Source organism: Streptomyces sp. NPDC029466 (assembly GCF_055574515.1).
Genome location: NZ_JBVHZH010000001.1, coordinates 97,926 through 121,303, shown reverse-complemented (window position 1 = coordinate 121,303; position 23,378 = coordinate 97,926). Strand labels below are relative to the sequence as shown.

General features: G+C 73.5%; 21 protein-coding genes and 1 other RNA gene. 11 read left to right on the top strand and 11 right to left on the bottom strand.

Annotation, left to right across the window (positions count from 1 at the left end; translation table 11 throughout):
• The first annotated feature begins 27 nt into the window (after positions 1-27).
• The gene (locus ACZ4XD_RS00525) at positions 28-1,221 is read left to right on the top strand and encodes a lipid-transfer protein (RefSeq protein WP_468036753.1); all 1,194 of its coding nucleotides are present in this window, start codon (positions 28-30) and stop codon (positions 1,219-1,221) included.
• 439 nt (positions 1,222-1,660) lie between these two features.
• Positions 1,661-3,112: an MFS transporter gene (locus tag ACZ4XD_RS00520; protein WP_468036751.1), complete on the top strand. Its 1,452-nt coding sequence runs from the start codon at positions 1,661-1,663 to the stop codon at positions 3,110-3,112.
• 325 nt (positions 3,113-3,437) lie between these two features.
• On the opposite strand, the gene ACZ4XD_RS00515 is transcribed toward ACZ4XD_RS00520, so the two are convergent.
• The 4 genes from ACZ4XD_RS00515 to ACZ4XD_RS00500 are packed head-to-tail and all read right to left on the bottom strand — an operon-like array spanning position 3,438 to position 7,263.
• Entirely contained in the window at positions 3,438-4,043 is a 606-nt protein-coding gene (locus tag ACZ4XD_RS00515; RefSeq protein WP_468036749.1) for a response regulator, read from the bottom strand.
• Positions 4,040-5,545 carry a sensor histidine kinase gene (locus tag ACZ4XD_RS00510; protein WP_468036747.1) on the bottom strand — a complete coding sequence of 502 codons (1,506 nt, stop codon included), beginning with the start codon at positions 5,543-5,545 and terminating at the stop codon, positions 4,040-4,042. Before ACZ4XD_RS00510 ends, ACZ4XD_RS00515 begins: the two co-directional genes overlap by 4 nt.
• 6 nt (positions 5,546-5,551) lie before the next feature.
• Positions 5,552-6,280 (bottom strand): ABC transporter permease, encoded by a 729-nt coding sequence (locus ACZ4XD_RS00505; RefSeq protein ID WP_468036745.1) that lies wholly within the window; start codon positions 6,278-6,280, stop codon positions 5,552-5,554.
• A complete protein-coding gene (locus tag ACZ4XD_RS00500; protein WP_468036743.1) occupies positions 6,280-7,263 on the bottom strand; it encodes an ABC transporter ATP-binding protein in 984 nt (327 codons plus the stop codon). Before ACZ4XD_RS00500 ends, ACZ4XD_RS00505 begins: the two co-directional genes overlap by 1 nt.
• 455 nt (positions 7,264-7,718) lie before the next feature.
• On the opposite strand from ACZ4XD_RS00500, the gene ACZ4XD_RS00495 reads away from it, so the two are divergent.
• From ACZ4XD_RS00495 to ACZ4XD_RS00485, 3 genes are all read left to right on the top strand, one after another.
• On the top strand, positions 7,719-8,594 hold the full coding sequence (locus tag ACZ4XD_RS00495) for a MaoC/PaaZ C-terminal domain-containing protein (RefSeq protein ID WP_468036741.1): 876 nt from the start codon (positions 7,719-7,721) through the stop codon (positions 8,592-8,594).
• Positions 8,595-8,663: 69 nt separating this feature from the next.
• A complete protein-coding gene (locus ACZ4XD_RS00490; RefSeq protein ID WP_468036739.1) occupies positions 8,664-9,740 on the top strand; it encodes a Zn-dependent alcohol dehydrogenase in 1,077 nt (358 codons plus the stop codon).
• A gap of 68 nt (positions 9,741-9,808) precedes the next feature.
• The gene (locus ACZ4XD_RS00485; RefSeq protein ID WP_468036737.1) at positions 9,809-10,750 is read left to right on the top strand and encodes a 3-oxoacyl-ACP reductase; all 942 of its coding nucleotides are present in this window, start codon (positions 9,809-9,811) and stop codon (positions 10,748-10,750) included.
• A gap of 114 nt (positions 10,751-10,864) precedes the next feature.
• Here the strand turns inward: ACZ4XD_RS00485 and ACZ4XD_RS00480 are convergent, their stop codons facing one another.
• Positions 10,865-11,032: a hypothetical protein gene (locus tag ACZ4XD_RS00480; protein WP_167539201.1), complete on the bottom strand. Its 168-nt coding sequence runs from the start codon at positions 11,030-11,032 to the stop codon at positions 10,865-10,867.
• A gap of 98 nt (positions 11,033-11,130) precedes the next feature.
• The gene (locus ACZ4XD_RS00475; protein ID WP_468036734.1) at positions 11,131-12,681 is read right to left on the bottom strand and encodes a hypothetical protein; all 1,551 of its coding nucleotides are present in this window, start codon (positions 12,679-12,681) and stop codon (positions 11,131-11,133) included.
• Positions 12,682-12,945: 264 nt separating this feature from the next.
• On the opposite strand from ACZ4XD_RS00475, the gene ACZ4XD_RS00470 reads away from it, so the two are divergent.
• Genes ACZ4XD_RS00470 through ACZ4XD_RS00460 form a run of 3 tightly spaced genes read left to right on the top strand, consistent with a single transcriptional unit; the run spans position 12,946 to position 15,752 of the window.
• A complete protein-coding gene (locus ACZ4XD_RS00470; RefSeq protein WP_468036732.1) occupies positions 12,946-13,812 on the top strand; it encodes a Nif3-like dinuclear metal center hexameric protein in 867 nt (288 codons plus the stop codon).
• Positions 13,809-14,552 carry a zinc ribbon domain-containing protein gene (locus ACZ4XD_RS00465; protein WP_468037162.1) on the top strand — a complete coding sequence of 248 codons (744 nt, stop codon included), beginning with the start codon at positions 13,809-13,811 and terminating at the stop codon, positions 14,550-14,552. Before ACZ4XD_RS00470 ends, ACZ4XD_RS00465 begins: the two co-directional genes overlap by 4 nt.
• Positions 14,553-14,555: 3 nt before the next feature.
• Positions 14,556-15,752 (top strand): bifunctional RNase H/acid phosphatase, encoded by a 1,197-nt coding sequence (locus tag ACZ4XD_RS00460; RefSeq protein ID WP_468036730.1) that lies wholly within the window; start codon positions 14,556-14,558, stop codon positions 15,750-15,752.
• Between the two features lie 110 nt (positions 15,753-15,862).
• Here ACZ4XD_RS00460 and eda read toward each other — a convergent pair whose 3' ends face one another.
• Together eda and yaaA are read right to left on the bottom strand one after the other, a co-directional pair.
• A complete protein-coding gene (eda, locus tag ACZ4XD_RS00455; protein WP_468036728.1) occupies positions 15,863-16,522 on the bottom strand; it encodes a bifunctional 4-hydroxy-2-oxoglutarate aldolase/2-dehydro-3-deoxy-phosphogluconate aldolase in 660 nt (219 codons plus the stop codon).
• A 135-nt stretch (positions 16,523-16,657) separates the two neighbouring features.
• Positions 16,658-17,455 (bottom strand): peroxide stress protein YaaA, encoded by a 798-nt coding sequence (gene yaaA / locus ACZ4XD_RS00450; protein ID WP_468036726.1) that lies wholly within the window; start codon positions 17,453-17,455, stop codon positions 16,658-16,660.
• Positions 17,456-17,609: 154 nt separating this feature from the next.
• On the opposite strand from yaaA, the gene ACZ4XD_RS00445 reads away from it, so the two are divergent.
• Positions 17,610-19,115 carry an RNB domain-containing ribonuclease gene (locus ACZ4XD_RS00445; protein WP_468036724.1) on the top strand — a complete coding sequence of 502 codons (1,506 nt, stop codon included), beginning with the start codon at positions 17,610-17,612 and terminating at the stop codon, positions 19,113-19,115.
• Here the strand turns inward: ACZ4XD_RS00445 and ACZ4XD_RS00440 are convergent.
• Positions 19,102-19,833, bottom strand: coding sequence for a hypothetical protein (locus ACZ4XD_RS00440; protein WP_468036722.1), 732 nt, complete (start codon positions 19,831-19,833; stop codon positions 19,102-19,104). The two genes, ACZ4XD_RS00445 and ACZ4XD_RS00440, sit on opposite strands and share 14 nt — an antisense overlap.
• The gene (locus ACZ4XD_RS00435; RefSeq protein WP_468036720.1) at positions 19,830-20,642 is read right to left on the bottom strand and encodes a MerR family transcriptional regulator; all 813 of its coding nucleotides are present in this window, start codon (positions 20,640-20,642) and stop codon (positions 19,830-19,832) included. The genes ACZ4XD_RS00440 and ACZ4XD_RS00435 overlap by 4 nt, the downstream gene beginning before the upstream one ends.
• 109 nt (positions 20,643-20,751) lie before the next feature.
• Here ACZ4XD_RS00435 and rnpB point away from each other — a divergent pair.
• Positions 20,752-21,153, top strand: an RNA gene (rnpB, locus tag ACZ4XD_RS00430) — RNase P RNA component class A.
• Between the two features lie 88 nt (positions 21,154-21,241).
• Positions 21,242-22,240, top strand: a complete 999-nt coding sequence (locus ACZ4XD_RS00425) for an NAD(P)H-dependent flavin oxidoreductase (protein WP_468036718.1) — start codon at positions 21,242-21,244, stop codon at positions 22,238-22,240.
• A gap of 85 nt (positions 22,241-22,325) precedes the next feature.
• Here the strand turns inward: ACZ4XD_RS00425 and ACZ4XD_RS00420 are convergent, their stop codons facing one another.
• Complete coding sequence (locus tag ACZ4XD_RS00420) at positions 22,326-23,348, bottom strand: trypsin-like serine peptidase (RefSeq protein ID WP_468036716.1); 1,023 nt, start codon at positions 23,346-23,348, stop codon at positions 22,326-22,328.
• Positions 23,349-23,378 lie beyond the last annotated feature (30 nt).

Below are 23,378 nucleotides of genomic sequence, written 5' to 3'. Positions count from 1 at the left end.
GACTCGGCCACCTCCAGGAGGACACGCATGGCTGGCAAGGCGTACATCGTCGGCGTCGGGATGACCCGCTTCGAGAAGCCCGAGACCCGCGAGTGGCAGTACTGGGACATGGCGAAGGAAGCGGGCGGCGCGGCGCTCGCGGACGCCGGGGTCGGCTACGAGGCGGTCGAGCAGCTGCCGGTGGGCTACTGCTACCAGGCCTCGACGGCCGGCCAGCGCGCCGCCTACGAACTGGGCCTGACCGGCATCCCCGTCTACAACGTCAACAACAACTGTGCGACCGGCTCGACCGCGCTAATGATGGCCCGCCAGTTCGTCGCATCCGGCCTCAACGACTGCGTCCTGGCCCTGGGCTTCGAGAAGATGAAGCGGGGCGCGCTGGGCGGCGGCGCGGACGGCGGCGACTTCAGCGCCTCGCCGGTGGCCCGCCACTACGGAGTGATGGCCGCCGCCCACGGCTTCGAGATGACCCCGCCCACCGCCCAGATCTTCGGCAACGCGGCCCGTGAACACATGGAGCGCTACGGCACCACCGCCGAACAGCTCGCCGCCGTCGGCGCCAAGAACCACCGCCACTCCGCCCACAACCCGAACGCCCAGTTCCAGGAGGTCTACACGGTTGAGGAGATCCTCGCCGCGAAGACCATCCACCGGCCGCTGACCAAGTTGCAGTGCTCGCCGACCTCCGACGGCGCGGCCGCCGCGGTGATCGCCTCCGAGCGGTTCGTGCGGGAACACGGTCTGGCCGACCGGGCGGTGGAGATCGTCGCGCAGGCCATGACGACGGACACCGAGGAGAGCTTCACGTCCGGCTCCTGCATCGATGTCGTCGGCAAACCGATGTCCCGGGCCGCGGCCCGGCAGGTGTACGCGGCCGGCGGCCTCGGCATCGAGGACGTGGACGTGATCGAGCTGCACGACTGCTTCTCGGTCAATGAGCTGCTGACCTATGAGGCGCTGGGCATGTGCGCGGACGGGGAGTCGGGGAAGCTGGTCGCCGACGGCGCCACGACCTACGGCGGGCGCTGGGTGGTCAATCCGTCCGGCGGCCTCATCTCCAAGGGGCACCCGCTGGGCGCGACGGGCCTGGCCCAGGCCGCCGAACTGGTCTGGCAGCTCCGCGGCACCGCGGGCGAGCGCCAGGTCCCCGGCGCCCGGGTGGGCCTGGCCCACAACATCGGCCTGGGCGGCGCGGCGGTGGTGACGTTGCTACGGAGGTGAGGGGGTGGGGAATTGGGGTGAGGAACCGTGGTGGGGGACCGGGGTTGGGGGGAGGTCGGTCGGTGCGGGGGGCCGGGCGGTGAGTTCGGCCCGGTGAGGGGGTCCGATCGGCCCGGTGACGGGGGCCGGCCGGCGCGGTGACGGGGTCCGGTCGGCTCGGTGACGGGATCCGGCCGGTGAGCCGCTCGACGCCGTGGCCGGCACTCGACCTGTGTGCCCACTCTGCCGTCCTCCACGTTAACTCGCCCCAGGCATTGGGTAGTTGGCCCAGTGGGGGCCCTCTCACCCCCTAGGGGGCCGCCCCCCTCTCCCCGTAAGGCCCACCCCGTAAAAGCCCCCGCCCCCAGCCCCCGCCCCTCTGCGACTTCCGGCCTAGGTCTTCTGTCAGGTGGCCCATGCACCGATATACCGATGCGGGATTCATACGACGAATGCAAGCATGGTCGGCATGCCGCCGCCGATAGCCACCTCCGCCACCCTGCCCAAGACCGCGCGCCGGAGGACGGCCCCGCCGGCCTGGCTGGTGATGCTGCTGGTCTGCTCCGGGCAGTTCCTGGTGATCCTGGACGTCTCCGTCGTGAATGTGGCGCTGCCCGCCATGCGGACCGGTCTGGGCCTGAGCGAGCTCGGCCTTCAGTGGATCGTCAACGCCTACGTCATCACCTTCGCGGGCTTCATGCTGCTCGGTGGGCGGGCCGCCGACCTCTTCGGCCGTAAGCGGATCTTCGTCCTGGGGCTGGCGCTGTTCACGGTCGCGAGCCTCGGGGGCGGGCTGGCGCAGGAGCCCTGGCAGCTGATCGCGGCCCGTACGGTCCAGGGCATCGGCGCGGCCGTGCTCTCACCGGCCACCCTCACCATTCTGACCACGTCGTTCCCGGCCGGCCCGGCCCGGACCCGCGCCATCGCCACCTGGACGGCGGTCGGCGCGGGCGGTGGCGCGGTGGGCGGCCTGGTGGGCGGGACGCTCACCGAATTCCTCTCGTGGCGCTGGGTGTTGCTGATCAACGTGCCGATCGGGGCGCTGGTGCTGGGCGGCGCGGTGCTGTGGCTCACCGAGAGCCGACAGGGGGCCGGCCGGCGGCTCGATGTGCCCGGCGCGCTGCTGGTGACGGCCGGGCTCGGGTTGGTCGCCTACGGGATCGTGCAGACCGAGACGGACGGCTGGGGGTCGCTGTCCGCGCTGCTGCCGCTGGCCGCCGGGCTGGTCGTGGTCGCGGTGTTCCTCCTCGTCGAGGCGCGCGCCAAGGCCCCGCTGATGCCGCTGGGGCTCTTCCGGCTGCGCTCGGTCTCGTCCGCGAACGGGGCGATGGTGCTGTCCGGCGCCGCGATGTTCTCCATGTGGTACTTCCTGTCCCTCTATGTGCAGAACGTGCTGGGCTACCGGCCGTTGGAGGCCGGGCTCTCCTTCATCCCGCACTCGCTGTCCATCGTCCTGGGCTCCAAGATCGCGCCACGGCTGATGAACCGGCTGGGTGCCAAGCCGCTGGCCATCGCCGGTGCGGTGATCTCCGCGTCCGGCATGGTCTGGCAGGGCACGATGGACGTCGACGGCACCTACCTCGGCACGATCCTCGGGCCCGGCATCCTGATGGCACTGGGCGCGGGCCTGACCGCGACACCGATCGCCTCCATCGCGACCTCCGGGGCCGACCCCGCCGACCAGGGCCTGGTCTCCGGCCTGATCAACACCTCCCGGCAAATGGGCGGCGCGCTGGGCCTGTCGGTGCTGTCCACGATCGCCGCGGCCCGGATCGAGGCGGGCGACGGGCCCAAGGCCCTGGCGGACGGTTACGGGCTGGCCTTCCAGGTCGGCTCGGTGGTCCTGCTCGGCAGCATTCTGCTGATGGTCGTCGCGCTGCCGCAGCGCCGGGCGGACACCGCCCACGGCTGACACCGCCCACGGCTGACACCCGTCGGCGGGTCCCGCAGGCGGCCGGGCGGGCCGGGCGGGCCAGGCGGGCGCCCGGCCAACGGCCTGCCGGGCTTCCCCTGCGGGGCTTCCGCTGCCGGGCTTCCCCCGCCGGGTGCCTGCGGGGTGCCCCTGCCGGGCGCCCGTGGAGTGTCCCCGCCGGGTGTCCCCGCCGGGTCTCCCCGCCGTGCGTGCGTGTGCGCGTCGGGCGTGCCTGCGCGTGCCGGGCGTCGCGAGCGGGACGCCGGCCGTCGTGAGCGGGAGGCGCCGAACGTCGCGAGCCGGAGAGGACGGGGGCGCGCGCCGCCTACAGCCAGCCGTTCTGCCGTGCCGCCCGTACCGCTTCCATGCGGTTGCGGGTGCCGGTCTTGCCGATGGCCGCGGAGAGGTAGTTGCGGACAGTGGCCTGGGAGAGATGGAGCCGGCCGGCGATATCGGCGACCGTGGCGCCGTCCACGGCGGCGGTGAGGACATCGCGCTCCCGCTGGGTCAGCGGGTTGGGGCCGGCGCTCAGTGCCGCCGCGGCGAGGCCGGGGTCGATGACCCGCTCGCCCGCCAGCACCCGGCGGATCGCCGCCGCGAGTTCCTCCACCGGGCCGTCCTTCACCAGGAAACCGGACGCTCCGGCCTCCATGGCGCGGCGCAGATAGCCGGGGCGGCCGAAGGTTGTCACGATCAGCACCTTGCAGGCCGGCAGCTGTTCGCGCAGCTCGGCCGCGGCGTCCAGACCGCTCTGGCCGGGCAGTTCGATGTCCAGGAGGGCGACATCGGGGCGGGCGTCGAGGGCCGCGGCGACGATCCGGTTGCCCGCCGCTACCTGTGCCACGACCTGCATATCCGCTTCCAGGCCGAGCAGCAGCGCGAGCGCGCCCCGCATCATTCCCTGGTCCTCCGCCAGCAGGACCTTGATCACCTGGTCCACTCCTCCGTATCCGCCGCGTCGCCTGTGCCGATCGGGAGCTCGGCCGTGACCCGGAAGCCGTGCCGGCCGTCCGCGCCACTGTGCAGTGTCCCGCCCGCCGCGGCCAGGCGCTCGGCGAGCCCCTTCAGCCCGGTGCCGCCCACCGGCCCCGAGCGTCCGGGCAGCGCCGGCCCGCCCTCGTCGGCGCCGCCGTCCGCGAGGGCCGCGCCACTGCTGCCGACCGTCCCCGGTATGCCGTACGCCTCCCGGCCGTTGTCCATCTCCTGGCCGCTGTCCCCACCCCGGCCGCTGTACGTCTCCCCGCCGCCGCCCATGTCCCGGCCGCTGTACGTCTCCCCGCCGCCGTACGTCTCCCCGCGGCCGGGGACACGGTCGCGGAGCCAGGCCAGGCCGGGGGCCGCGGCAGCGCCGGAGGCCAGGGGGCCGCGGCCGTCGTCCGTGATCGTCAGCCGGACCCGTTCCGCGTCGGCGTGGACCGCGATCTCGCAGCGGGTGGCGCCGCTGTGCCGGACGGTATTGGTGACGCCCTCGCGGACCACCCAGCCCAGCAGGGCGCCGGCCTGCGGGGGCAGCGGCGGCCCGGCCTGCCGCACGACGGGCGCGATGCCGGCCGCCTCCAGCGCGGAACGGGCCCGGTCCAGCTCGGTGGTCAGACTGCCCTCGCGATAGCCGCTGACGGCCTCGCGGATCTCGGTCAGTGCCTGCCGGCCTACCGCCTCGATATCGGTGGCCTGCGCGAGCGCCGCGTCCAGATCGCGGGGTGCGAGCCGGCGGACCGCCTCGGCCTTGACGACCACCACGGACAGGGTGTGCCCCAGCAGGTCGTGCAGATCGCGGGAGAAGCGCAGCCGCTCCTTCTCGACGGCGCTGCGGGCCAGTTCCTGGCGGGTGGTGTTCAGCTCCTGGATGGTGTCGAAGAGACTCAGGACCGTGGCCGTCACCATGCCGGACAGGAAGGTGCCGTAGCCGATGCCGAACGCGCCCCACGGGTCGTCGTCGTGCCAGCCGGTCAGATAGCCGGCCGCCCCGCTGAGCGTGATCAGCCAGAGCGCGAGCTTCTTGCCGCGCAGCGCACGGACCGTACCGGAGGCCAGCGACAGCAGCGGGAAGAACAGGAACCAGTTGCCGCCGAACCCGAGCGCGACGGCGAAGGTGACGGCGGTCAGCATCCCCAGGGCGTACAAGGGACGGCGGGAGTCCCGCAGCCGCGGGTTGAAGGAGGTCCAGATCACGCTGATGTAGAGGGAGTTGAAGACGAGCAGCCCGAGACCGGCCAGCCAGGGGTTGCCCGACTTCCCCTGGATGATGTTGGAGAAGGCACCCAGGCCCATCAGCAGCCAGGGCAGGAAGGCGTACTTGCCCGGCCCCTGCCCCGGCTTCCTGCCCCGCCGTCCGGGCCGGCACGACTCGGTGCCGTCCGCGCCGCCGGGGCTCTTCCCGCCCGCGGTCCGTTGTTCCGTGTGCTGCACTGTCGCTTCCCAGGTCTGCGCCATCGCCGGTCACACCGTGCGTGCGGCCCGCCGGTACGCGTACACCGCGTATCCGCCGAAGAGTGCCAGCCAGACGGCCAGCACCGCTACCGATGCCAGGTCCGGTGCGCTGCCGTGGGTGACGCTCCGGCCGAGCTCCGCGAAGCGGTTGCCGGGCGTCCACCCGGACAGCGAGCGGAGCCAGTCGGGGAACAGCACGGGCGGGAACCACAGTCCGCCGATGATCGACAGCAGCAGCACACAGCCCGTGTTGACCACGCCGGTGGACTGCGCGGACAGGCGGTAGCCGTTGCCGAGACCGAGCAGCGTGAAGGGCATGGTGCCGATCCACAGCAGCCCGGCCAGCGCGGCCCACTGCCAGGCCGGCATCCGGACGCCGTTGACCATGGCGCCCACCAGCAGTACGGCGGCGAGGGCCGGCAGTACCGTCACCGAGCCGGTCAGCCCGCGGCCCACCACCACCCGGAGGGGGCTCAGCGGGGTGATGCGCAACTGGCGCAGCCAGCCCAGCTGCTTGTCCTCGGCGACGCCGGTGCCCGTGCCGACCGCCGCACCCAGCGCGCCGTACGCGGCCATGCCGACCATCGAGGCGATCTTCCACTCCCGGTCGGCGCCGCCCGGACCCACACCGATGTTGGTCATCAGCACATACATCAGCACCGGCATCCCGATACCGAAGATGACGAAGCCCCGGTCCCGGAGGGTGCGGCGGACTTCGAGGCGGAGGTAGTCGAGCATCACGCGCGCTCCTTCACGGGCCGGGCGCCGGCGGTGTGTGCCGGGGCGCCGGGGGTGGCTTCGGCGGCGGTGAGCGCGAGGAACGCGTCCTCCAGGCTGGCGGGGGTGACCTGTAGTCCGCGGACGAGCCCGAGCCCGGCGAGCGCCAGGACCGTGGCGTCGGAGTCCGCCGTCCGCAGCCGCGCGCGGTCGCCGCGCACCTCCACGGCGCTCACGCCGGGCAGCCCGGCCAACGGCCCGGTGGCGGCGCCCGCGAGGTCGAAGGAGACCTGCGAGCTGCCGGCCCGCCGCTTTATCGCGTCGCCGCTGCCGTCGGCGACCACCCGGCCGCGGTCGATCACCACGATCCGGTCGGCGTGCTCGTCGGCCTCCTCCAGATAGTGGGTGGAGAACAGGACGGTGTGGCCGCGGCGGGCATAGGCCCGCATCGAGCGCCAGAAGGCGCGGCGCGCCTCCACGTCCAGCGCCGCGGTTGGCTCGTCGAGCACCAGCAGTTCGGGGTTTCCGGCCAGCGCCACCGCGAAGCGGACCCGCTGGGCCTGCCCTCCGGACAGCCGGTCCACCCGCCGTCCGCCGAACTCGTCGAGGCCCGCCAGCTCCAGGGCCTCGGTGACGTCCATGGGGTGCGGGTAGGTGGCGGCGACGAAGGTGATCAGTTCGCGGACCGTGACCCGCGGGATGGCCTTGCCGTCCTGAAGCATGGCGCCCACCCGGCCCGCCAGCACCGCCGACTCCGGTGGGCCGCCGAACAGTTGGACCGTACCCGTGCTGGGCGGCAGCAGCCCCAGCAGCATATGGAGGGTGGTGGACTTCCCCGCGCCGTTGCGCCCCAGCAGCGCCACCGTCCCGCCCGCCGCGATCTCCAGGTCCAGTCCGTCCACGGCCCGCACCGCGCCATAACTCCGGGTCACCCCGGAGAATCCCACCGCTGCGGCCCCACGCGCCCTTTCCGCCGTGCTGCCGGGCCTTGTCGTCACTGCCATGCTCACCCCGCCTCTCGTCCTGCTTGTCTTCGACGTTACGGAGCGTGATCGGCTCGCGGTAGAGGCGAATGTGGATGAACTCCTCTGACAAATGTCACGGTTCCGCGCACCGAAGGTGGGGATCGGCGCGACGGAGGTGAGGGGCGGTACCACGTACGGGCCGGTCCGGGCGGCGTGGGCCGGCGTGAGAGGTGCGCGCGGCGCCAGGCGGGAGCCCGAGGCGCCAGGGAGGTCTCCGCCGTCCGCGGGGACCGTTTCTGACAAGCCGTCAGGGGGCTTCCGGGTGCCGGACGGATCGGCTATACATGAGAACCATCGGCTAGAACGCGTTCTAGAAGTGTGCCCTGTGCGCTGTCGGAGCGCGGCCGCGCCGACCAGATACGACCCCGGCACGGTCGACGGTGCGGACGGCCGGGCCGGGGTCTTCCCCTCGTGGTGAAGGAGCAAGCAGCCCCATGCCCATCGACGCCGCCAAGGCCACCTCCGCCGAGCCGCGGACCACCGAACTCGCCTGGGACCACAAGGACGTCCAGCTCTACCACCTCGGCATCGGCGCCGGTGCGGCCACTCCGGAGAAAGCGCACCCCGCTACCGACCCGGACGAACTGCGCTACACCCTGGAGAGCGCGCTGCACGTCCTGCCCAGCTTCGCCACCGTCGCGGGCGGCGGAATGGCGCTCGCCGGCGGGCTCTCCGCACCCGGCATCGAGGTCGACCTCGCCGCGGTCCTGCACGGCGGCCAGACCGTCACCGTGCACCGCGCCCTCCCGGTGAGCGGCCGGGCCACGCAGACCTCATCGGTCCCCGCCGTGTACGACAAGGGCAAGGCCGCCGTCATCGTGCTGCGCTCCGAAGTGGCCGACGACGAGGGCCCCCTGTGGACCTGCGACACCCAGATCTTCGTCCGCGGCGAGGGGGGCTTCGGCGGCGAACGCGGCCCCTCCGCCCGCCTCGAACTCCCCGACCGCGCCCCCGATCTGACCACCGAACGCGCCATCCGCCCCGACCAGGCGCTGCTCTACCGCCTCTCCGGCGACTGGAACCCGCTGCACGCCGACCCCGAGTTCGCCCAGCTCGCCGGCTTCGACCGGCCGATCCTGCACGGGCTGTGCACCTATGGGGTCACGCTCAAGGCCGTCGTCGACACGGTGCTCGGCGGCGAGGTCGCACGGGTGCGGTCCTACACGACCCGCTTCGCCGGTGTGGTCTTCCCCGGGGAGACGCTGCGCATCCGTCAGTGGCAGGAGCCCGGCCGGGTCCTGGTGTCGGTCACCGCGGCCGACCGGGAGGAGGCGCCGGTGCTGGCTGACACCGTGGTGGAGCACAGCTGATCCGTCAGGCACGCCCCAGCCGGTCCGGACCGGGCCCGGACCGGCCGTCCGTACGAGAGGAGCCGTGACATGCGCGCAGCCGTACAGCACGAGACAGGGCAGGACAAGCTCGAAGTCCTCGACGACATCGAGGCGGTGGGCTTTGGCCCCGGCAAGGTCAAGATCCGCATCCGGGCGACCGGGCTGTGCCACTCCGACCTCTCGGCGATGAACGGGGTCCTGCCGCAGCCCGCGCCCTTCGTCCCCGGTCACGAGGGCGCCGGCGAGATCCTCGACGTGGGCGACGGCGTCACCGGACTCGCCCGGGGGGACCGTGTCCTGATGTGCTGGCTGCCCGCCTGCGGCAGCTGTCCGTCCTGCCGGCGCGGCCAGACCCATCTGTGCCTGGCCGGGTTCATGAACGCCGGGACGCCCAACTTCCGGCGCCCCGGCGGGGATGTCTTCGGCTTCGCGGGTACCGGCACCTTTGCCGAGGAGGTCGTGGTGGCCGCCAACTGCGCGGTCCCGATCCCGGACGACGTCCCGTACGAGATCGCCGCGCTGATCGGCTGCGGTGTCACCACCGGGCTGGGCGCGGCCCTCAATACCGCCCGGGTGGAAGCGGCTTCCTCCGTGGCGGTCATCGGCTGCGGGGGCGTCGGCATCTCCGTCATCCAGGGGGCGAGGGCCTGCGGCGCGGCCCAGATCATCGCCGTCGACCCGGTGCCCGCCCGACGGGAGGCCGCGCTGCGCTTCGGCGCGACCGAGGCCGTCGCCCCGGAGGAGTTCGCCGACGCCAAGGCCCGGATCACCGCGGGGGAGGGCTTCGACTACGTCTTCGAGGTGGTCGGCAAGTCCGCCACCGCCCGCACCGCCTACGAGATGACCCGGCGCGGCGGCACCCTGTGCGTGGTCGGCGCGGGCGCCATGGACGACACCTTCCAGGTCAATATGTTCGAGCTGTTCTTCGACGAGAAGCGGATCCTGCCGTCCCTGTACGGCGGCGCGGATGTGCTGCGCTCCTACGAGCGGGCCATCGCCCTGTGGCGGGCCGGCCGGATCGACCTGGAAGGGCTGATCACCCATCGCGTCCAGCTCACCGAGATCAATGACGCACTCGACCAGATGCGCTCCGGCACCGCCCTGCGCACCTGTATAGAGCTCTGACGTCCACCGTTCACCCCTCGCAGCGCACCGCACCGCACCGCGTGCCGCGACCACTGGAGAGGACAGGAATGGCACAGCCACTGGAGGGCCTGACCGCGATCGTCACCGGTGCCGGGCGCGGTCTGGGCCGCGCCGAGGCCCTCGAACTCGCCCGTCTCGGCGCCCGCGTCGTGGTCAACGACTACGGGCAGCCGGGCCGCGACGGTTCCGGTGAGGCGTCCTCGGCGCCCGCCGAGGACGTCGTCGCCGAGGTCCGCGCGGCGGGCGGCACCGCCGTCGCCCACCTCGGTGATGTCGCCGACCACGCCCAGGCCCGCGCACTCGTGCGGCTGGCGGTCGACACCTACGGGCAGCTCGACATCCTGGTCAACAACGCGGGCATTCTGCGCGACCGGATGGTGTTCTCGATGACCGAGGACGAGTGGGACGCGGTCATCCGCGTCCACCTCAAGGGCCACTTCAACACCACCCACTTCGCCGCGGCGCACTGGCGCGAGCGTGCCAAGGCGGCCGGCGGCCCGGTCCACGGCCGGATCATCAACACCTCCTCCGAGGCGTTCCTCGCGGGCTCGGCGGGCCAGCCCAACTACGCCGCGGCCAAGGGCGGCATCGTCGGCCTGACGACCTCCACGGCGCTGGCACTCGGCAAATACGGGGTGACCGCCAACGCGATCTGCCCGCGCGCCCGCACCCGTATGACCGAGGATGTCTTCGCCGGCTTCCAGGAGCCCGAGGACGGCGCCCTCGACCCGCTCGCGCCCGAACATGTCGCACCGCTCGTCGGCTATCTCGCCTCCCCGGCCGCGGCACGGGTCAACGGCCAGCTGCTGGTCGTCCACGGCGGCATGGTCGCCATCGCCGAACGTCCGCGGATCGCCGCCAAGTTCGACACCGCGAAGGACGTCTTCAGCTACGCGGAGCTCGATGACCTGCTGACGCCGTATTACGCACAGCGCCCGCCGGACGAGACCTTCGCGGCGGCCGAGGTGCTGGGCCTCAAACGCGGCTGACCGAGGCTGAACGAGACGGAGTACGCACCACGGCCGTGGCCACCGCCCGCTGTCCAGCGAGGCGGCGGTCACGGCCGTGGTGCGGTCCGCCGGTCCGGGCGTGCCGGACCGGCGCTATGCGTCCTGCGTCTGCTTGTCCCGGCGGTGCCGGCCATGAGGGGTGGAGCCGGACTCCTCCGCGGCGGCCGGGCCACGGTGCCTGCCGGAGCTTGCGGCCTCGGCGGCCTGGGCGGATGCCTCCTGCGGGCGCGCCTGGGTCGTGTCGGTTCGGGCTTCGGACATGAAAAGAGTCACTCCGTCAGTTCGCTTACAGCTGTACGCGTCGGGACCTCGCCCGACGACCGCCACGGCTGCTCCCGAGCGGCACTGCCGGTGGCCGGTCAACCGGCTGCGCAGCCCCCGCCCGAAATTCTAACGGGGCCGGAAATCGCGCTCCACCGGGTCTGCCGGGCCGCCAGAGGTGCCTCTTGCAAGGGAACTGGCCTGCATGTTTGGGGATGTCCGGGGGTGCGCGCCGGTTCCGCGTCCGTGGCCTGAAGTTGTGCAGATGCTGTGGAGCGGGTGTCCGCATCCGCCGCATCCGGGACAATCTCCGCGCCGCTCCGGACGCCGGCCCCGGAGGGTGACGCCGCCATCGGCTCCACGGCCCCCACCGGCTCCACGTCTTCCTGCGGCTCCATCGCTGCCTCCGGCCGCACGGCCCTCGCCGGCCTCACTGCCTCCTCCGGTTCCATGGGCTCCACCGGGCGTGACGGTTCCACCGGTGGTGTCACGGGTGCCACAGGTGCCACCGGCCGTGCCCTCCCCGTCCGCCCCGCCGTCCATGTCGGCGCCACCTGCCGCACCGGCCCCATGGGCCCCATGGGCCGCCCCGCCTCCCCAGGCCGCACCGGCTCCACCGACCCGCTCCGCTCCACCGGCTCCACACCCACGGCCATCCGCGCCACCCCGCACGGCTCCGTCCGCGTCGCGTACGGCAGCCGCAGTTCGCCGTCCGCTGTCCACAGGCCGGTCCCCGGCAGCCAGCCCTCCGGTGCCGGGTACTGCCGCAACTGCCGCCCCGAGGGCCGCCAGACGCCCAGCCAGGTGCCGTTCGGCCCGGCCATCCGGAAGGCCACCGCACAGCTCTCCGGCGCCAGCATCTGCCCCGGTTGCACCGCGAATGGTGCGGCCGTCCCCTGCGTGGGCCGCAGGCACTCCGGGAAGCGCACCGGCAGGCTGCTGCCCAGTACGCCCCAGCCCAGCCGGTCGTGCCCCGGGGCGTCCGAGTGCACGAGCAGCAGCCCGCTGTCCGGATCGGCCAGCAGCAGCCGGTCGTTGCTCTCCTCGGTGATCTGGAGCAGCAGACCGGTTTCGCCGCCCCGTTCCAGATCGGTCACCACGGTCTTGGTACGGCCGTCCAACTCCCGGTCCAGCGCCAGCAGTCGGCCGACGCGGTCCAGCCACACGCCGCCCGTGCAGCGTCCCGGGATCCGGGTGACCGGCTCGGGCCCGTTCGCGCCGCCGTGCACCCGCCACAGCGTGGTGTGCTCAGCCCCGGGGGCGAGGGCGTAGGCGAGGGTCCCGCCGGGGGCGGGCGGCAGCAGGGTCAGCCGGGGGGCTGCCACGGCGCCCAGCAGGAGCTCGCCGGTGCCGGGGCCCGTCGGGTAGAGCAGCGAGACGGCGAAGCGGTCGGCGACCCGGCGCAGGATCAGCACCCGCCCGTCCGTGAGCGGCAGCAGGGCGCTGTCCGGCTCCTCGGGCTGGGTGCCCTGCAGCGGCACGGCGTACGGCTCGGGGCCGCTCAGCGTCCAGCGCTCCGGAAACCAGCTTCCGGCCGCGTCGTCGTGCCGGGCGAGCCGGGCGGCGTACGAGCCGTCGGCGGCGATCGTCAGGCGCCCGGCGAGCGGGCCGGCCGGCGCCATGGTGTCCTCAGTGGCACAGATCGTCATCGAGTGGTCACCTCCAGTCGGCAACCGAAGCTAGTTTTCGTACTCCCGGCCGAACGCTGCAAGTTGTGGTACTTCACGCATAAGGGTGGCAGTTGTCCGGTTCGCCGGTGCCGGACGGCGTGGCTGTGCTCCGGCTTCCCGCCCCGGGCCGGTGCGGGGCGGGCGCGGACCGTGCGTTCCCCCGTTCCCCTAAGGGGAAGGTGGTGGGGGAACAGGGGTGGAGGACCGGACGCCATGTCACGGCCGGGAGGTAACCTTCCATCCGTGCCCGTACTGTCTGAAGTCCTCACCGCGCTCGACGCCCTCTGGCCCCCCGAGCGGGCCGAAGGGTGGGACGCCGTCGGCACGGTCTGCGGAGACCCCGGCGCGGAGGTCCGCCGCGTCCTGTTCGCCGTCGACCCGGTCCAGGAGATCGTCGACGAGGCGGTGACGCTCGGCGCCGACCTCCTCGTCACCCACCATCCGCTCTATCTGCGCGGTACGACGACGGTCGCGGCCTCCACCTTCAAGGGCAAGGTCGTGCACACCCTCATCAAGCACGACATCGCCCTGCATGTCGCGCACACCAACGCCGACACCGCCGACCCCGGTGTCTCCGACGCCCTGGCCGGCGCCCTGGACCTGCGCATCGTCGGCACCCTCGTCCCGGACCCGAGCGATCCGGCGGGCCGCCGGGGCCTGGGCCGGATCTGCGAGCTGCCGCATCCGATGACGCTGGCCGAGCTCGCCGCGCACGCCGCCGAGCGGCTGCCCGCCACCGCGCAGGGCATCCGGGCGGCCGGCGACCCGGACCGCGAGATCCGGACCCTCGCCGTCTCCGGCGGCTCGGGCGACAGCCTCTTCGAGGACGTACGGGCGGCCGGTGTGGATGCGTTCCTCACCGCCGACCTGCGTCACCACCCGGCCTCCGAGGCCACCCAGAAGAGCCCGCTGGCGCTGCTCGACGCCGCCCACTGGGCCACCGAATGGCCGTGGTGCGAGCAGGCCGCGGCCCAGCTCGACGCGGTCTCCGACCGGCATGACTGGGGCCTGCGCACGCATGTCTCCCGTACGGTCACCGACCCCTGGACCGCCCACGCGGCGTCCACCCGATTCGTCACCCCGACGCACACCACAGGAGCCCCACGCTGAACGCCGCGCCCGCCGACCAGATCCGCCTCCTCGACGTCCAGGCCCTGGACGTGAGGCTCACCCAGCTCGCCCACCGGCGCAACAACCTCCCCGAGCTGGCCGAGCTCCAGACCCTGGAGGCCGACCTCATCCAGCAGCGCGACCTGCTCGTCGCCGCGCAGACCGAGGAGAGCGACACCAGCCGCGAGCAGACCAAGGCCGAGCAGGACGTGGACCAGGTGCGCCAGCGCGCCGCCCGCGACCAGAAGCGCCTGGACTCCGGTGCCGTCACCTCCCCCAAGGACCTGGAGAACCTCCAGCGCGAACTGGCCTCGCTGGCCAAGCGCCAGGGCGACCTGGAGGACGTCGTCCTGGAGGTCATGGAGCGCCGGGAGGCCGCCCAGGAGCGGGTCACCGAGCTCACCGCCCGGGTCGAGGCCATCCAGGCCAAGGTCGACGACGCCACCACCCGCCGGGACGCGGCGCACTCCGAGATCGACGCCGAGCGCGCGACGGTCTCCAAGGAGCGCGAGCTGACCGTCGCCGACATCCCGGCCGATCTGCTCAAGCTCTACGACAAGATCCGCGCGAAGGAGGGCGGCGTCGGTGCTGCCCGCCTCTACCAGCGCCGCTGCGAGGGCTGCCGGCTGGAGCTGAACATCACCGAGGTCAACGACGTGCGCGCGGCCGCCGCCGACGCCGTCCTGCGCTGCGAGAACTGCACCCGCATCCTCGTCCGCACGCCCGACTCGGGTCTGTAGGCCGTGGCACGCACGCTGATCGTCGAGGCGGACGGTGGCTCCCGGGGCAACCCGGGGCCGGCCGGCTACGGAGCGGTCGTCCTCGACCCGGAGACCGGCGAGGCGCTGGCCGAGGCCGCCGAGTTCATCGGCACCGCGACCAACAACGTCGCCGAGTACAAGGGGCTGGTGGCCGGTCTGCGGGCGGCGCACGCCCTCGATCCACAGGCGTGCGTCCAGGTGCGGATGGACTCCAAGCTCGTCGTCGAGCAGATGTCCGGGCGCTGGCAGATCAAGCACCCGGACATGAAGCCACTGGCCGCCGAGGCCCGGTCGGTCTTCCCGCCCGACCGGGTGACGTACGAGTGGATCCCCCGCGCGCAGAACAAGCACGCCGACCGACTCGCCAACGAGGCGATGGACGCCGGCAAGATAGGCAAGCAGTGGGAGCCGGGCAACTCCAGGGCAGCGCTCGCCACCGCCGCCGTGCCCGCCCGCAGTGCCGCCGCCCGCGCCGCCGACGAGGCCGCCGCCTCGGCGGAGGCGGCGGACGCGGCCCCCAGTGCCCCGGCGGCCGGCTGGGGCGCCCCCGATCTCGGTCCGCCCGCGACCTTCGTCCTGCTGCGGCACGGCGAGACCGCGCTGACGCCCGAGAAGCGGTTCTCCGGCAGCGGCGGCACCGACCCCGAGCTCTCCGCCGCCGGCCGCCGGCAGGCCGAGGCGACCGCCACCGCGCTCGCCGCCCGGGGCTCGATCCAGGCCGTCGTCAGCTCCCCGCTGCGGCGCTGCCGGGAGACCGCCCAGGCGGTCGCGGCCCGGCTCGGCCTGGAGGTCCGTATCGAGGAGGGCCTGCGCGAGACCGACTTCGGGGCCTGGGAGGGGCTGACCTTCGCCGAGGTGCGCGAGCGCTTCCCCGAGGACCTCGACGCCTGGCTCGGCTCCGCGAGGGTGGCGCCCACCGGAGGCGGCGAGTCCTTCGCATCGGTCGCCCGCAGGGTCGCCGTCGCCCGGGACAAGCTCCTGGCCCGGTACGCGGGCAAGACGGTGCTGCTGGTCACGCATGTGACACCGGTCAAGATGCTGGTCCGGCTGGCGCTGGGCGCCCCGCCGGAGTCGCTGTTCCGGATGGAGCTCTCCGCGGCATCGCTGTCCGCGGTGGCGTACTTCTCCGACGGCAACGCCTCGGTACGGCTGCTGAACGACACCTCCCACCTGCGGTAGCGGGGGCAGCCCCGTAGGTCACCAGGTACCCGCCGTACGCGCACGGGCCCGGCACCCCGGACGACCGGGGCGCCGGGCCCGTGCCCGTCCATAGCCCGTACATACCGCCGTCAGGCCGCCAACGCCGCCGCCTCCTGGGCGAGTTGGCGCACCCGGTCCCAGTCCTTCGCGGCCAGCGCGTCGGCCGGCAGCATCCAGGTGCCGCCGACGCAGCCGACGTTGGGCAGCGCCAGATAGGACGGCGCCGACTCCCGGCCGATCCCGCCGGTCGGGCAGAAGCGGGCCTGGGGGAGGGGCGAGACCAGCGAGTGCAGATACGGTGTGCCGCCCGCCGCCTCCGCCGGGAAGAACTTCATCTCGGTGACGCCCTCGTCCAGCAGCGTCACCACCTCCGAGGCCGTCGAGACACCCGGCAGGAACGGCACCCCGGAGTCCTTCAGCGCGCCCAGCAGCCGCGGCGACCAGCCGGGGCTCACCAGAAAGCGGGCGCCGGCCACCAGGGCGGCCGCCACCTGCCCGGGGGTGAGCAGGGTGCCCGCGCCGATCACCGCCTCGGGGACCTCCTCGGCGACGGCCCGGATCCCGTCGAGCGCCGCGGGCGTCCGCAGCGTCACCTCGATCGCGGGCAGCCCGCCGGCGACGAGCGCACGGGCCAGCGGTACCGCGTCGGCGGCGTCATGCAGCACGACGACCGGGATGACGGGGGCGAGCCCGAGGACGGAGGGGCCGGAGGGCGCGGGGGAGGGGGCGGCGCTGGTCACGTCGCTCATGGTGCGCCGGGTTGTCCACTCTCCGCAACGAGTGTTGCACATGCTGCAACGAGTGGGGGTGTGGGCGTGGTCAGGCTCGCGAGGCCATGCCCCCGCGCGAGGCCGTGGCCCCCGGAAGGCCCCCGCCCTGCCCGTCTACAGCTCCGTGACGATCACATCGACGGCCCACGCCTTGCCGCTCTTCGCGGGGGCCTGCGCCTCCACCGCGTAACCCAGCTCGCGCAGCGCCGCCACCAGCTCCGCCGGGCCCGCAGGGTCGAGTCCCGCCGACAGCAGATCCCGTACCAGCCGCCCCTTCGTCGCCTTGTTGAAGTGGCTGACCACCGTCCGCTTCTCCACACCGGCCACGATCTTCGACTGGAGCACCCGCACCGTCGCGGTCCGCTCGGCCACCTCGCCCTTGGGCTTCCACGCCGTCGCATACGCCGCGGACCGCAGGTCGAGCACCAGCCCCTCCCCGGCGGCCGCCGGCAGCACCTCGGCCATCGGCGCCCGCCAGTACGCGCCCAGCGCACCGAGGCCCGGCAGCTTCACGCCCATCGAGCAGCGGTACGACGGAATCCGGTCGCCGATCCGTACCGCGCCCCACAGCCCCGAGAACACCAGCAGTGACCGCTCGGCCCGCTTCCGCGCCGCCGCGTCCAGCGACGCCAGACCGAGCGCGTCGTAGAGCACCCCGGTGTAGATCTCCCCGGCCGGCCGGGTCCCCGCCGTCCGCAGCCCCGCGTTCTTGGCGATCTCGCCCTTGAGGCCGTCGCTGAGCCCGAGCACCTCCTGGGCCTTGGTCTCGTCCGCCGCGCACAGCTCGACGAGCTCGGCCAGCACCGTCTCGCGCGCCGCGGTCAGCCCCGGCAGCGACAGCGCCCCGGTGTCCAGCGGCGCCCCGGCCTCCGCGGAGGCCTTCCCTTCGGACGGCGGCAACAGCACGAGCACGGTGGTTCTCCTTCACGGCGGGTACGGGCGGGGGTGCGGCCCCGGAAAAGCGTAGGGCCTGCGGCGGGCGGGCGAGGACCGCGCCGGGCGCCCGGGACCGGGGCGGAACGCGCACGGCGCGCCGGGAGCCGCCGCCCGCCATACGCTCGGTGTCATGCCCCGTCTCCATATGCATGTGACCGACGCAGCCGAGGCCCCGCTGCGTGTCGCGCTGCATGAGCTGCGCGGCAGGCTGGAGATCCCGGACCACTTCCCGCCCACGGCACAGGCCGAGGCGGAGAGCGCGGCCCGCGCCCCGCGGATCCCGGCCGCCGACGGCGCCGTGGCGACCGAGCACACCCTGGAGGACGCCACCGACCTCCCCCTCTTCACCCTCGACCCGCCCGGCACCCTCGACCTCGACCAGGCGATGTTCCTGTCCCGCCGCCCGGCGCCGCCCGGATCGAAGGCCGGAGGCGGCTACCGCGTCCACTACGCCATCGCCGATGCCGCCTCCTTCGTGACCCCGGGCGGGGCCCTGGACGCCGAGGCGCACCACCGCGTGACCACCCTCTACTTCCCCGACGAGCGCGTCCCGCTGCATCCGTACGTGCTGAGCGAGGGCGCCGCCAGCCTGCTGCCCGACCGGGACCGCCCGGCCGTCCTGTGGCAGCTCGACCTCGACGCGGACGGCGCCCTGACCGGCACCTCCGTCCGCCGCGCGCTGGTCCGCTCGCGCGCCAGACTGGACTACGCGGGCGTCCAGCGGATCCTCGACGACGGGACGGCCGAGGAACCCCTCGCCCTGCTGCGCGAGATCGGCCAGCTGCGGGAGGAGCGGGAGGTCGCCCGGGGTGCGATATCCCTGAACGTCCCCGAGCAGGAGATCGTCGAGCACGACGGCCGCTACACCCTCGAATACCGCGCCCCGCTCCCGGCCTACGCCTGGAACGCGCAGATCTCCCTGCTGACCGGTATCGCCGCGGCCGAGCTGATGCTGGCCTCCGGCACCGGCATCCTCCGTACGCTGCCCACCGCGCCGGACGGCTCGGTCGCCCGGCTCCGGCTGACCGCCCGCGCGCTCGGCGTCGACTGGCCCCATCACACCTCGTACGCGGCGCTGATCCGCACCCTCGACCCGCGCCGCGCCACGCACGCCGCGTTCCTCCAGGAGTGCACCGCCCTGCTGCGCGGCGCCGGCTACACCGTCTTCGACGGCACCGCGCCCGCCGCCTCCGAGGCCCTGCACGCCGCCGTCGCGGCCCCGTACGCGCATGCCACCGCACCGCTGCGGCGGCTGGTCGACCGCTACACCTCCGAGCTGTGCCTGGCGGCCTCGGCCGGCGCGGCACCGCCCGACTGGGTCCGCACCGCGCTGCCCGCGCTGCCCCGGGAGATGGAGCTGGGCACCCAGCGCGCCAACCAGGTGGAACGGGCCTGTGTCGACCTCGTCGAGGCGGCGCTGCTGCGCGACCGGGTCGGCGAGATCTTCGAGGCCCTGGTCGTCGAGATCCAGGAGCAGGACCCCACCCACGGCACCGTCCACCTCTACGACCCAGCCGTCATCGGCACCGTCGAGACCGCCCCCGAAGGCCCCGCCCTCCCCCTCGGCCACCGCATCCCGGTCCGCCTCGCCGAGGCCGAACCGGGGCATCATCCGGTCCGCTTCACGCCTGCTTGAGGGGAGCCGCGGCTGCCTCGGGCGTCCCGGCGGCCTCCGGCGCCCTGCCCGGCTCAGGCGTCCCGCCCGCTTCCGGCGTCCCGCCCGAACCTCGCGCCCCCGCCGCCTCCAGCGCCCCGGCCCGCGCCGCCATCCCTTCCCGTACGGCCGTCACCGCCGCCCGTGCGTCATCGGCGTGGAACCGCACCGTACGGACCGTTTCCCGCCGCCCCAACAGCCGGACGGCCACCACCGGTTCGGACAGTTCGACGGTGACCGAGGTCTGCCCGGCGACCGCCAGCTCGGCCACCTCGCCGCCGTCCTTCTGCTGCTCCCGCACGAACCGGAGGTCGTAGCGCACTGAGGCGATCCGCTCCAGCGGTATCCGTATTTCCCGGCGCGGGCCGTCCCGCAGCCGCAGCTCCGCCGCCCCCAGCACATGCGGCCGGGTGACCGCCGCGGCCTGGAACCCCAGCACCGCCAGCACGGTGTACACATCGACGAACAGCATCACCTCGTGCACCACCGCCTGGCCGGCGAGCAGCGCCCCGAGCCCGACCGTCTCCACCACACAGACGAAGGTCAGCCCGTAGACGAGCGCCGCCTGCGCCCCCGCATACCCCAGGGCCCGCTCACCCGGCGCCACCCCGATCCGCCGCCGGGCCGGCCAGCACCCCAGGCTCATCAGCCACCGTCCCTCATGGGCGGCCAGCCGGCGCAGTACGGTGCCCCGGCTCATCGCGCACGCTCCGCCACCAGCTGGATCGCCCGGCGTACGGCACGGGCCTGCGCGGGCGCGAAGTGCGCGTAGTACGCCGCCAGGAAGCCGCCGTCCGTCTCCGCGCCCGGCCCGGCCGCCCGTGCCCAGTCCTCCGCGCTGAGCTCCGCGATCATCGCGTCCGGAATGCAGTCGGCGAGCGCCCGCGCGGCCTCTTCCACCCGCGGATCGTCCGTCCCGGCGTCCACCAGCGCATCGAGCAGCCCGTACACCTCGTACGCCTGCTCCATCGCCCCCGGCGCCGCGGTCGCCTCCCCGAGCAGCTCCACCATCCGCTTCTTCCCCTCCTCGCCTTCCACCGATTCGAGCAGCGCCAGCACCTCCCGCTCCTTCGACGCCACGGCGGGCTCCGGGCCCGGCCGGGCGGCCGAGGTCCGCGCCATCTCCGCGAAGAGCGCCGCCAGTTCGTCCGACACGGGCCCCTCGGCGGGCAGCCCGCCATGCTCCGCCGCCTGCCGCCGCACGGCGGCCAGTCGGGCCCGCCGCCCCCGGAGCTCCTCCTCCTGGCGGGCCAGATCCGCGTCCAGCTCGTCCAGCACCTCGTGCAGCTCGCGCCCGGCGTCGTCGGCGAGGACATCCCGCACCTCGTCCAGCCCGAGCCCCAGCTCGGTCAGCCGCCGCACCCGCGCGAGCGCGACCGCGTCCCGCAGCCCGTAGTCCCGGTACCCGTTGGCCCGGCGCTCCGGCTCGGGCAGCAGCCCGAGATGGTGGTAGTGGCGCACGGCACGGGTGCTGATCCCGATCAGACCTGCAAGCTCACCGATTCTCATGCGCTCAGTAGAAACGTTGCCGCTGCGACAAGGTCAAGCACGAACTGCCCCGGCAGCGGGCCTGGCAGGGACGGGTGCCCCCTGTGGGTAGCATGGTCGGCACGGCGGACGAGCCGGCCGGACGGCCGCGTGGGGATCTCACGATCCTCCCGAGGAACGTCCGGGCTCCACAGGGCAGGGTGGTGGGTAACGCCCACCCGGGGTGACCCGCGGGACAGTGCCACAGAAAGCAAACCGCCGGAGGCTTCGGCCTCCGGTAAGGGTGAAACGGTGGTGTAAGAGACCACCAGCCTCCGAGGTGACTCGGAGGGCTCGGTAAACCCCACCCGGAGCAAGGTCAAGAGGGGGCATCGGCTGATGCCCCTGCGCGGACGACCGAGGGCTGCCCGCCCGAGTCCGCGGGTAGACCGCACGAGGCTGCCGGCAACGACAGCCCTAGATGGATGGCCGTCTCCCCCCGGCCCGCAAGGACCGGGGGCGACAGAACCCGGCGTACAGGCCGACTCGTCCGCCCCATCCTCACCCCTGGTGTTTCGGTTTCCGAAACACTAACCTCGCGTGCTAATTCGGAAATCGAAGCGCTTGCGGGGAAGGACACCATGACGGCTTCAACGACCCCTGTGTGCCGGCAGCTGGGCATCGAGGTTCCCCTGGTGCAGGCGCCCATCGGCTCCGCGGCCACCCCGGAGCTGGCGGCCGCGGTGGCGGAGGCCGGCGGGCTGGGCACTCTCTCGCTGACGTGGGTGAGCGCGTCCGAGGCGGTGCGCCGGATCCGGCAGGTCCGGCGGCTGACCCCCAGGCCCTTCGCCGTGAACCTGGTACTGGACTTCCCCGTCGAGGAGCTCGTAGAGGTCTGCCTGGCGGAGAACGTGCCCGTCATCTCGACGTTCTGGGGTGATCCCTCGGCTGTCTCCGCACGCGTGCGTCCGGCCGGCGCCGTCCACCTGCACACCGTCGGTTCCGTCGCCGAGGCCGAACGTGCCGTTGCCGCGGGCGTCGATGTGATCGTGGCCCAGGGGTGTGAAGCAGGCGGCCATGTGCGCGGGGAGGTCAGCACGATGGCGCTGGTGCCGGCGGTCGTGGACGCGGTGCACCCGGTGCCCGTCATCGCGGCGGGCGGTATCGCCGACGGGCGCGGCCTGGCCGCCGTACTTGCGCTGGGCGCCCAGGCCGGATGGCTGGGCACCCGGTTCCTGACGGCGTGTGAGGCGGCCACGCACGAGGTCTACCGCCAGGCCGTGATCGGGGCGGCACCCCAAGACGCGGTGCACACCTGGTGCTTCGACGGCGGCTGGCCCGACGCCCCGCACCGGGCGCTGCGCAACTCCACGCTCAGCGCCTGGGAGGCCGCGGGCCGTCCCACCGCGCCGGACCGACCAGGAGAAGGCGCCGTGGTGGCCCGCAGCGCCGACGGACGGACCTGGTCGCGTTACCAGGACATGGTCCCGGTCCCCGACATGTCCGGCGATCTGGAGGCTCTTGCCCTCTACGCGGGCCAGAGCGCCGGCCTCGTCCATGACATCGCCCCGGCAGGCCACATCGTGGCGGACATCGCCGCTCGCGCCGCCGCCCTGATGGGACGGGCTCCGGCACCCTGACGCTCTCTGTCGCGGGACGCCTCACCCCGTGACGGGCGCCGGGAGGGGGCTGCCCCGACAACGCCCGGGCAGCCCCCGTCGTGCCTCAGGACGCCTGGGCCGTGTTGTAGAGGTTCTTGGCGTCGTCGCCGAAGTAGGGGCCGAACATGGTGTTGGGCCAGAACTGGTAGCCGAAGCTGTTTACCGAGGACTGGAGGCCGGTGCCGGTCTTCTCGTCGAAGGTGGTGAACCAGGGGCCGCCGCTGGAGCCGCCGGTCATGTTGCAGGACAGGCCGTGGTCCTGGGAGAACAGCGGGTCCTTGATGGTGGTGCCGCTGCAGTAGATGAGCTTGCTGCCGTCGTACGGGGCGGCGGCGGGGAAGCCGAAGGCGTACATCGGCTTGCTGTAGCCGGAGTTGAAGGACAGGCCCTGGCCGCCGACGACATCGGTGAGCTTCTTGCCGTCGAGCGGGGCGACCACCGCGGCGCCGACGTCGTAGTTGATGTCCTCGCTCGCCGTCCACTGGGGGGTGGCGAGCGTCTTGGAGGCCGGCCATTTGCCGTACGGGGCCTCGCCGTCGTGGTAGCCGGGGACGAAGACCCAGTTGGTGTGCCAGGCGCCCTGGAGCTTGACGCAGTGCCCGGCCGTGATCACGGTGCTCTTGTTGCCGCTGGTGACGGCGTCGCCGGAGCAGGAGGCGTTGCGGCCCTGGTAGGTGAAGAACACCCGGCCGGTGGTTTTGACGACTGCGCCGCCGCCGGTCCAGGGGCCGCCTGCCTGGGGGAGGGAACCGGGCAATGACCGGGCGGGGCGGGGGAGGGTGGGGGAGACCTTGAGCGGGGCGCTGCGCGGGACCGCGGCGGGGGCGGACCGCTTCGGGGGTGTGGCGAGGTCCAGGGGAGCGGCGGCGCGCATCCGGTCGGCGGTCCAGAAGGCGGCGGAGGTGGTCTGCGGAGTGGCGGTGCGGTGGCCGGGCTGCGGGGCGGCGCCGGCCTGACCGGTGGGGAGCAGGAGGGCGAGCAGCGTACCGGTGGCTGTCAGGGTGCCGAGGGCGGCCCGGGATCTGCCTGCGGGGCGCGGCGCCGGTATGCCGTGAACTGCCGGTATGCCGCGAGCGGTTCGTCTCACGCGTAACTCCTTCTGCGGGGGCCGCGTACG